The organism is Providencia sp. PROV197 (genome assembly GCF_028479625.1).
GTDB lineage: Bacteria > Pseudomonadota > Gammaproteobacteria > Enterobacterales > Enterobacteriaceae > Providencia > Providencia vermicola.
On record NZ_JAMPNZ010000017.1, the window covers coordinates 38,282 to 47,372 of the forward strand.

At 43.1% G+C, this 9,091-nt stretch carries 7 protein-coding genes and 6 tRNA genes; 9 read left to right on the forward strand and 4 right to left on the reverse strand.

Annotation, left to right across the window (positions count from 1 at the left end; all coding sequences use genetic code 11):
• Positions 1 to 208: 208 nt before the first annotated feature.
• The 4 genes from zipA to PR808_RS09820 all read left to right on the forward strand — a co-directional run bounded on the left by zipA (position 209) and on the right by PR808_RS09820 (position 5,016).
• Positions 209 to 1,201, forward strand: coding sequence for a cell division protein ZipA (gene zipA, locus PR808_RS09805; protein WP_272539203.1), 993 nt, complete (start codon positions 209 to 211; stop codon positions 1,199 to 1,201).
• 56 nt (positions 1,202 to 1,257) lie between these two features.
• Complete coding sequence (ligA, locus tag PR808_RS09810) at positions 1,258 to 3,276, forward strand: NAD-dependent DNA ligase LigA (RefSeq protein ID WP_206082430.1); 2,019 nt, start codon at positions 1,258 to 1,260, stop codon at positions 3,274 to 3,276.
• Positions 3,277 to 3,547: 271 nt separating this feature from the next.
• Positions 3,548 to 4,732, forward strand: a complete 1,185-nt coding sequence (locus PR808_RS09815) for a NupC/NupG family nucleoside CNT transporter (protein ID WP_206082429.1) — start codon at positions 3,548 to 3,550, stop codon at positions 4,730 to 4,732.
• A 65-nt stretch (positions 4,733 to 4,797) separates the two neighbouring features.
• Positions 4,798 to 5,016, forward strand: a complete 219-nt coding sequence (locus PR808_RS09820; protein ID WP_206082428.1) for a DUF3820 family protein — start codon at positions 4,798 to 4,800, stop codon at positions 5,014 to 5,016.
• A gap of 5 nt (positions 5,017 to 5,021) precedes the next feature.
• Here PR808_RS09820 and PR808_RS09825 read toward each other — a convergent pair whose 3' ends face one another.
• Complete coding sequence (locus PR808_RS09825; protein WP_272539204.1) at positions 5,022 to 5,438, reverse strand: MarR family transcriptional regulator; 417 nt, start codon at positions 5,436 to 5,438, stop codon at positions 5,022 to 5,024.
• 121 nt (positions 5,439 to 5,559) lie between these two features.
• Here PR808_RS09825 and PR808_RS09830 point away from each other — a divergent pair, with 121 nt between their 5' ends.
• Positions 5,560 to 6,312, forward strand: a complete 753-nt coding sequence (locus PR808_RS09830; protein ID WP_206082426.1) for an SDR family NAD(P)-dependent oxidoreductase — start codon at positions 5,560 to 5,562, stop codon at positions 6,310 to 6,312.
• Positions 6,313 to 6,450: 138 nt separating this feature from the next.
• Here PR808_RS09830 and PR808_RS09835 read toward each other — a convergent pair.
• The 3 genes from PR808_RS09835 to gltX all read right to left on the reverse strand — a co-directional run bounded on the left by PR808_RS09835 (position 6,451) and on the right by gltX (position 8,242).
• Positions 6,451 to 6,526 (reverse strand) — tRNA-Ala (locus tag PR808_RS09835).
• 46 nt (positions 6,527 to 6,572) lie between these two features.
• A tRNA-Ala gene (locus PR808_RS09840) sits at positions 6,573 to 6,648 on the reverse strand.
• Positions 6,649 to 6,820: 172 nt separating this feature from the next.
• A complete protein-coding gene (gene gltX, locus PR808_RS09845; RefSeq protein WP_272539205.1) occupies positions 6,821 to 8,242 on the reverse strand; it encodes a glutamate--tRNA ligase in 1,422 nt (473 codons plus the stop codon).
• Positions 8,243 to 8,679: 437 nt separating this feature from the next.
• Here gltX and PR808_RS09850 point away from each other — a divergent pair.
• From PR808_RS09850 to PR808_RS09865, 4 genes are all read left to right on the forward strand, one after another.
• A tRNA-Val gene (locus PR808_RS09850) sits at positions 8,680 to 8,755 on the forward strand.
• A 26-nt stretch (positions 8,756 to 8,781) separates the two neighbouring features.
• A tRNA-Val gene (locus PR808_RS09855) sits at positions 8,782 to 8,857 on the forward strand.
• A gap of 31 nt (positions 8,858 to 8,888) precedes the next feature.
• A tRNA-Val gene (locus PR808_RS09860) sits at positions 8,889 to 8,964 on the forward strand.
• 42 nt (positions 8,965 to 9,006) lie between these two features.
• Positions 9,007 to 9,082, forward strand: a tRNA-Lys gene (locus PR808_RS09865).
• The last annotated feature ends 9 nt before the right edge of the window (positions 9,083 to 9,091 follow it).

Below are 9,091 nucleotides of genomic sequence, written 5' to 3' on the forward strand. Positions count from 1 at the left end.
CTCTCCTTTTCGGTTGACCTTGTATCATATAGATATGAATTTAGGCTGACTAGCCATTATTTGCTTAAAAAAGCAGCAAACGAAAGCGGAATATTCTCTTTCTTGTAAGAAAATCGTTCTGAGGGTTGCACTTAGAGCAATTGAGAAATAATCTTAAGGTAGTTTCCGCCGTGATGGCACTTTCATTCATCAACTAGAGATAGCAGCGATGCAGGATTTGCGTCTAATATTAGTGGTCGTAGGTGCGATAGCGATTGTCGCTTTATTACTGCATGGTTTATGGGCCAGCCGTAAAGAGCGCTCAAAGTTATTTCGCGATAGACCTGTAAAACGTAGAAAAAATGATACGCAGGAGAATTCATCGAATTATGATGATTCTGCATTATTTACTGAAAATCAATCAACTCAGCAGGTACCTGTTCAACCCGCTGCGACTGAGCCTGTATATCCGGTAAAAAATGAGTCTCAAGTTGAACCTAATATACAGCCATTACCGTCGGTTGAACCTGAAATTAAAATGAGTGCTACGTCAGAGCAGCCTGTTCATGATGAGCCTGTTGTTCTGCGTATTCAAGAGCCGCATGTGCCAGAGCAGCTCACCATCAACATGAATGATGATATTGTGGCTGAGCCTGAAATACATACTCAACCCGTGCACCATAATGCATCGGAGCCCCATATTGACACCCACAATCTACAAGAAGAGACACAACCGATACATCATGAACAGACACCGCCGCACACTGAGACGAAAACTGAGCCACAGAAAAATTCTGCTACAACAAATAGCAAGGAGACAGTCCTGGTACTTCATGTAGCGGCGCATCAGGGGCAAGAATTACAAGGTGAGCTCTTGCTACAAAGTATTCTTCAAGCGGGATTCCAATTCGGTGAAATGAAAATATTCCACCGTCACGTGAACCCGTCAGGTACTGGGCCTGTGCTGTTTAGTTTAGCGAATATGGTAAAACCAGGTTCTTTTGACCCTGAAACCATGGCTGATTTCTCTACACCAGGTATTTCCATGTTTATGATGGTGCCATCCTACGGTGATGCGAGCCAAAACTTTAAACTGATGTTACAAGCGGCGCAGCGCATTGCATCCGATGCAGGCGGGGTGGTGCTAGATGATGAGCGTAAGATGCTGACACCGCAAAAAATAGAGGTGTATCATGCGCGGATCAGAAACACACTAAATTAAACAAGCGTTTTACAAAGCCCCCTTGATTGGGGGTTTTTTATCTTTACGAGTGGATCATGACTACCAAAAACGAAATCGACCAATTAAAAAAACAGCTGCGTCATCACGAATATCAATACCATGTATTGGACGCCCCAGAAATTCCTGATGCGGAATATGACAAATTAATGCAACGCTTGAAGGCACTGGAAGAAATGAACCCAGAGCTTATCACCAGCGATTCCCCCACTCAGCGTGTCGGTGCTGCACCTTTGTCAGCATTTGAAACGGTGCGCCATGAAATTCCGATGCTGTCTTTGGATAACGTTTTTGATGAAGAAAGTTACTTGGCTTTTGATAAGCGGGTTAGAGATCGCTTAAAAAACCATAATGAACTCACATTTTGCTGTGAATTGAAGCTTGATGGTTTGGCGGTTAGTTTGTTGTATGAGAATGGTGAATTTGTGCAAGCTGCTACTCGTGGTGATGGAACGGTGGGGGAAAATATTACCGCAAATGTACGTACTATTCGTGCAATTCCACTGCGTTTAATGGGGGATAATATTCCTGCTCGTGTGGAAATTCGTGGCGAAGTGTTTATGCCACAAAAAGGGTTTGAAGCACTAAATGAAGAAGCGCGTAGAACCGACGGTAAAGTTTTTGCTAACCCACGTAACGCTGCTGCGGGCTCTTTGCGACAGCTTGACCCGCGTATTACCGCTAAAAGGCCACTGACATTCTATTGTTATGGCGTTGGGCTAGTTGAAGGCGGTACATTGCCAGATACACATTATGAACGTTTACAGCTGTTTAAAGCGTGGGGACTCCCTGTCAGTGACTATGTACAACTGCGCCAAGGCCACCAAGCTGTACTGGATTTTTATCACCAAATCGAACAAATTCGTCCAGAATTAGGGTTTGATATCGATGGGGTGGTGATCAAGGTGAATTCAATTGCGATTCAAGAGGAATTAGGTTTCGTTTCCCGCGCACCGCGCTGGGCTACAGCCTTCAAATTCCCAGCACAAGAGCAAATTACTTTATTGAAAGACGTTGAGTTCCAAGTTGGGCGAACAGGGGCGATTACCCCCGTAGCACGTCTTGAGCCTGTCCAAGTGGCGGGGGTTATGGTCAGTAATGCGACATTGCATAATGCAGATGAAATCGAGCGTCTTGGCGTGCATATTGGCGATACAGTGATTATTCGTCGTGCTGGGGATGTCATCCCGCAGATTGTCAGTGTGGTGGCGGATAAACGTCCTGCGGATAGTCGTGAAATTGTCTTTCCAACCCAGTGCCCTGTTTGTGGTTCAGACATTGAACGTATTGAAGGTGAAGCCGTTGCCCGTTGTACTGGTGGGTTAATTTGTGGGGCGCAGCGTAAAGAAGCACTCAAACACTTTGTGTCTCGCCGTGCAATGGATGTTGATGGCATGGGCGATAAAATTATCGATCAACTTGTCGAAAAAGAATATGTGAAAACGCCAGCCGATCTTTATCAATTAAGCGCAGGTAAATTGACGGGTTTGGATAGAATGGGGCCAAAATCTGCGCAAAAGCTGATTGATGCGCTCGAAAAGTCTAAACAAACTACGTTAGCGCGCTTTATTTATGCATTAGGGATCCGTGAAGTTGGGGAGGCGACCGCGGCTAATTTAGCGGCACATTATGCAACGCTAGATGCGGTCATGGCTGCGGATGAAGAGTCTTTAAAAACGGTGCAAGATATCGGCCATGTGGTTGCGAAACATGTGGTGAATTTTTTCCACGAAGCGCATAACCAGGCAGTTATTAACGATTTAATCACGAAAGCGAATATTCATTGGCCAGAAGTCAAAGTGATTAATAGTGCAGAAATTGATAGCCCATTTGCAGGTAAAACTGTGGTTTTAACAGGTTCGATGAGTATTTTAACCCGTGATGAGGCGAAAGATAAGCTGGTGGCTCTGGGGGCAAAAGTCGCAGGTAGTGTTTCGAAGAAAACCGATATGGTGATTGCGGGTGAAGCTGCGGGTTCGAAATTAGCAAAAGCGAATGAGTTAGGTATTCCAGTTATTGATGAGGATGAGTTGATTCGTTTGCTGAATACTAAATAGTGAACTATATTCTATTTGGCTTAGTTATTTCACTTAGGTGAGGTGACTAAGTCACTGATAGGTTGTTAGACCTAAATTAAATTTTGAATTTAATTTCTATGCAGAAAAGGTCATCTGTCTCTTTTCTGCTATTTAAAACGTGATCCTCTTCTTCTTTCTGCAAAATACACCCACTCTGTTTTCATATTAATGTGATGCCCGTCTCATTTAAATGTTGTCTATTACATAGAATATGCACATAGACTGATTCTTAAATTTGTTGGAGTCGCATATGACCTCGATCCTGCATTTCGTTTTATCTTTAGTAGTAATCGCCGCTCTTGCTATTTTAGCAAGTAGTAACCGTAAGGGGATCCGTCCTCGTTATGTTGTTCAACTACTTGTTATCCAAATTGCATTAGCATATCTGTTCTTAAAATCGAATATCGGTGAATCTTTTGTTCTCGGTGTGGCGGGGGTGTTTACTCACTTACTCGGTTACGCAGCAGAAGGGACAAAATTTATCTTTGGTGGCATGATTGAAGGGAATTTAGCGTTCTTCTTCTTACAAGTTCTGTGCCCAATCATCTTTATTTCTGCGTTAATTGGTATTTTACAGCACGTTAAAATTCTACCGATCGTTATTCGTATCATCGGTACGGTGTTATCTAAAGTTAACGGAATGGGTAAACTGGAATCATTCAACGCAGTAAGTTCATTGCTGCTAGGTCAGTCTGAAAACTTTATCGCTTATAAAGACCAGCTTAACCGCATGTCTGATCGCAGAATGTACACCATGGCAGCGACAGCTATGTCGACTGTTTCCATGTCAATCGTGGGAGCATATATGACGATGTTGGAACCGCGTTTTGTGGTTGCAGCATTAGTTCTGAATATGTTTGGTACTTTCGTGGTGCTGTCTTTAATCAACCCGTACCCACCAGAAGGTGAAGAAGACATTCAAATGAGCAACCTGCATGAAGGCCAAAGCTTCTTTGAAATGTTAGGTGAATATATTCTTGCAGGGTTTAAAGTTGCGATTATTGTTTCTGCCATGCTGATTGGTTTTATCGCTCTGATTGCCATGATTAACGGTATTTTCTCTGCGATTTTCGGTATCGATTTCCAAACTATGTTGGGCTATGTATTTTATCCATTTGCTTGGATCTTAGGTATCCCAGCGGATGAAGCCCTACAAGTGGGTGGGATCATGGCAGTTAAAATGGTAACGAATGAATTCGTTGCAATGGATGGCTTACAAGCTATTGCAAGTGGTTTATCTGAGCGTTCTGTCGGTATCTTATCTGTGTTCTTAGTGTCATTTGCTAACTTCTCTTCAATTGGTATCATCGCTGGTGCTATCAAAGGGTTAGATGAAAAACAAGGTAACACAGTAGCACGTTTCGGCCTGAAATTACTGTACGGTTCAACTTTAGTCAGCTTCTTATCCGCTGCGGTTGTCGGATTAGTATTGTAATTCGCAAAAAAGTGTTAAATTAAGAGCGGCGTTCATTAGGACGCCGTTTTTTTATGGGAGCAAGAATGGAAAAGCAAGATCTTATCGATATGGCAAATACCTATATGCCATTTGGTAAATATAAAGGCTGTATCTTGATTGATTTGCCTGAGGAATACCTTCTTTGGTTTTATAAGAAAGGAGAGTTCCCACCAGGGCGTCTTGGCCAATTAATGGAAATGGCCCTTGGGTTAAAAATTGAAGGGCTAGAAGGGCTTGTAAAGCCATTAAAACGGGCTAAGTGATCAGATCACTCATGCCCTAAAGCGGCAGTAATTTTTTTGCTCAATTGAATAAAGATATCTTGTTCTTGCTGCGTTAATACGGCTTTAACTTTTAATGCATTTTCTGCTCGCCCTGTTGCTGCACGCTGTAAAAAATGAGCCCCTTTTTCTGTTAAGTGGGTGATCAATTCCCGCTTATCTTCTTCAGACTGATATTGTTCGACAAACTCAAAAGATTTTAATACCCGCAAAAACTTCGATAAATTTTGCCGTGAAATTCCCAGTGATTGACTTAGCTGGCTTGGTGTTAAGTCACCTTTAAGCCTCAATATCTCCAGTACATCGTATTGTCCCCATGTAATTTGCTCAGGTGTGAAACTGACACGGCGAGCAACAAGTGTGCATTGCAATAATGATAATGCGTCTTCAAGGGTACTAGGCATAAAATTCTTCCTTATTATTCAACAGTTGAAGTATACCTTGGCGCTAGGCAGAAAACGAGGCATTGATTAACCAAAGTTAATCAATTATAGTTAACTAAAGTTAATTATAATTGAGGCGGCTATGCAACAATTCACAAATCAAATCGCATTGGTAACAGGGGCATCTACAGGTGTCGGTTTTGGAATTGCACAAAAACTACACTCATTGGGTGCGACAGTCGTAATGACAGGACGTCATGAAGATGCACTAACGCAGGCAGCCCAGGAAATTACACCAACAGGGGAGCGTATTAGTGTAATAAAAATGGATGTGGCAAGCGCAAAGGATTTTCAATCAACGATTGAGCAGGTAGAAATGAAATATGGTGCACTGCATTTCTTAGTCAACAACGCGGGGGTGACAGGTCCACATGGTGTGAATATCGAAGATTATCCATTAGAAGCATGGCATGACGTGATTGAAACGGATATTACAGGGGCATTTCATGGCTTGAAATATGCCATACCTGCAATTCATCGCAGTGGCGGTGGGGCAATAGTAAACTTATCCGCTTGCAATGGTGTAACAGGGATAGCAGGGATAGCCCCTTATACCGCAGCGAAACACGCGGTGTTAGGCCTCACTCGTTCAGCGGCATTAGAGAATGCCCAAAAAGGCATACGGATTAATGCTGTAGGGCCAGGCTATGTTGAAACACCGAATATTGCGATGTTACCGCAGGATACTCAAAATTGGATGGCATCAACGCACCCGATGGGGAGGATGGCAAAAACAGAGGAAATCGCCAATGTGGTGGCTTTTTTATTATCAACAGACAGCAGTTTTATAACGGGGGCGTTTATTCCTATTGATGGTGGCTATACAGCACAGTAATAGATGATAAAACGTGAGCTTACAGGCTTTCCTTATGAAGTGTTTGAGGTTGGATACGCCGAATACTGCTGAGTACAATAGGGGTATTTTGAGGCTCGAAATTATTAGATTTATGAAAGATAAAGCAGAAGGAAATTATGGTGGAGCTAAGCGGGATCGAACCGCTGACCTCTTGCATGCCATGCAAGCGCTCTCCCAGCTGAGCTATAGCCCCAAATCGATAGACTTTGTTATTTAGAGCCATCTAACAGGGAATTAGATGGTGGAGCTAAGCGGGATCGAACCGCTGACCTCTTGCATGCCATGCAAGCGCTCTCCCAGCTGAGCTATAGCCCCAATCAAAATCTTTTGGACGGGAGGCATCATATTCAAGCTCGGTAGGAGTGTCAATAAAATAATCGGCTTTTCCGTTTAATTGCTGAAATATAGAGCATTTTGCAATCAACGCAAGGATAGAAATAAGAGAGAAAAAACTGCCCCCAAGAAATGAGGGCAGAAATGGCATAAATTATTGTGCAGAAGCTTCGCGTTCAGCAATAAATGCTAAGGCTTTTTCAATGCGTGCAATAGAACGTGCTTGACCAATGGCGTGGACGGTCACATCGAGGCCTGGGGACTGGCCAGCACCCGTCACAGCAACACGTAACGGCATACCCACTTTACCCATTCCCACGTCTAATTCAGCGGCAGTGGCTTCAATTGCTTGGTGGACATTTTCTGCGGTCCAATCGGTGATTGCGGTTAATTTTTCTTTAACCACTTCTAATGGTTGGCGAGCAACAGGGCGCAGGTGTTTTTTCGCTGCGTCTGCATCGAACTCTTCAAAGTCTTGATAGAAATAATGACAAGATTCAGCCATTTCTTTCAGTGTCTTACAACGTTCGCCAAGTAACTTAATTAGCTCAACTAATTGAGGGCCATTGCGGGTATCAATATGTTGTTGCTCAATATGCCATGCAAGGTACACAGCCACTTCTTCAGCAGGCAATGCATTGATATAATGGTGATTTAGCCATTGCAGTTTTTCAGTGTTAAATGCACTTGCTGATTTGCTGATTGCATCAAGGCTGAAAAATTCTTTCATTTCGTCAACGGTGAAAATTTCTTGGTCACCGTGAGACCAACCTAGACGGACTAAATAGTTCAGTAGCGCTTGTGGCAAATAACCATCATCACGGTATTGCATGACACTTACAGCACCATGGCGTTTAGACAGTTTTTTACCGTCATCACCTAAAATCATGGAAACGTGTGCATACACAGGTACTGGTGCGCCTAGTGCTTTTAGAATGTTGATTTGACGAGGTGTATTGTTGATATGGTCTTCACCGCGGATAACGTGAGTAATTTCCATATCCCAGTCATCAATAACAACACAGAAGTTATAAGTTGGTGAGCCATCAGTGCGACGAATAATTAAATCGTCTAACTCTTGGTTACTAAATTCAATTGGGCCGCGGATTTTATCGTCAAAAATCACAGAACCGTCTTGCGGGTTACGGAAACGAACAACATGCGGTTCATCAGCGGTGTGGTTATGCGCATGGTCGCGGCAGCAACCGTCATAGCGAGGTTTTTCATTGTTCGCCATTTGCTCTTCACGCAGAGCTTCCAAACGTTCTTTTGAGCAGAAACAACGATAAGCGGTGCCAGCTTCTAACATTTGGTCAATCACTGCGTTATAACGATCAAAACGCTTGGTCTGATAATAAGGGCCTTCATCCCAATTTAAATTCAACCAGTTCATACCGTCCATAATGGCATCGATAGCTTCCTGAGTTGAACGTTCTAAGTCGGTATCTTCAATGCGCAGGACAAATTCGCCCTGGTTGTGGCGACTAAATAACCAGGAATAAAGAGCGGTACGCGCACCACCAACGTGTAAATAGCCAGTTGGGCTTGGTGCAAAACGGGTTTTGATTTTACTCATCGAGATTGCCTTAATTGCAAAACATTGTTTTTGAAGTGCTTAAGAGTTCACGGCTGAATAAATAGAAGGCTAATGTATGCAACACATTACAATAGATAATAGTGCCGTATGAAGCTTTAAACGCGTGAAGTCTGTCAGCATTGCTAAAATGTGCCTCTATTCTATCATCCTGTGGTGATTCCTCAATCAAGTTATGAAGATACAAGAAAAGAAAATGGAAAAGTGAGGCAAAAAATGAAATTGAAGCTGAAGTGAAAATTTATTTTCTGTTTATGAAAGAATATAAACGCTAAATTATATAGGTAATTGATTAAAAAGGCAGCTTTTCTGGCGAATATTGAAACATCTTGATTAATTTTGCAACGAACGAAAAAAATCTATCGAAAAAGCGTTGACTCTGAACTCCGTATCCCTATAATGCACCTCCATCGACGACGGGGCGATTAGCTCAGTTGGTAGAGCACCTCCCTTACAAGGAGGGGGTCAGTGGTTCGAGCCCGCTATCGCCCACCACCGTTGACGATGAAAAATAAATGATTGGGCGATTAGCTCAGTTGGTAGAGCACCTCCCTTACAAGGAGGGGGTCAGTGGTTCGAGCCCGCTATCGCCCACCAATCATTTATAATGTGGTACAAGTTATGAAGTGGGCGATTAGCTCAGTTGGTAGAGCACCTCCCTTACAAGGAGGGGGTCAGTGGTTCGAGCCCGCTATCGCCCACCACTTCATTAACTACTCACATTAAAACACAAATCAAATCTAGATGGGTCGTTAGCTCAGTCGGTAGAGCAGTTGACTTTTAATCAATTGGTCGCAGGTTCGAATCCTGCACGACCCACCATCTTAAGTC

Excerpts from the sequence above, each read along its gene's own strand:
- zipA (WP_272539203.1), top strand. The coding sequence starts at position 209 with ATGCAGGATTTGCGTCTAATATTAGTGGTCGTAGGTGCGATAGCGATT.
- ligA (WP_206082430.1), top strand. The coding sequence starts at position 1,258 with ATGACTACCAAAAACGAAATCGACCAATTAAAAAAACAGCTGCGTCAT.
- PR808_RS09815 (WP_206082429.1), top strand. The coding sequence starts at position 3,548 with ATGACCTCGATCCTGCATTTCGTTTTATCTTTAGTAGTAATCGCCGCT.
- PR808_RS09820 (WP_206082428.1), top strand. The coding sequence starts at position 4,798 with ATGGAAAAGCAAGATCTTATCGATATGGCAAATACCTATATGCCATTT.
- PR808_RS09825 (WP_272539204.1), bottom strand. The coding sequence starts at position 5,438 with ATGCCTAGTACCCTTGAAGACGCATTATCATTATTGCAATGCACACTT.
- PR808_RS09830 (WP_206082426.1), top strand. The coding sequence starts at position 5,560 with ATGCAACAATTCACAAATCAAATCGCATTGGTAACAGGGGCATCTACA.
- gltX (WP_272539205.1), bottom strand. The coding sequence starts at position 8,242 with ATGAGTAAAATCAAAACCCGTTTTGCACCAAGCCCAACTGGCTATTTA.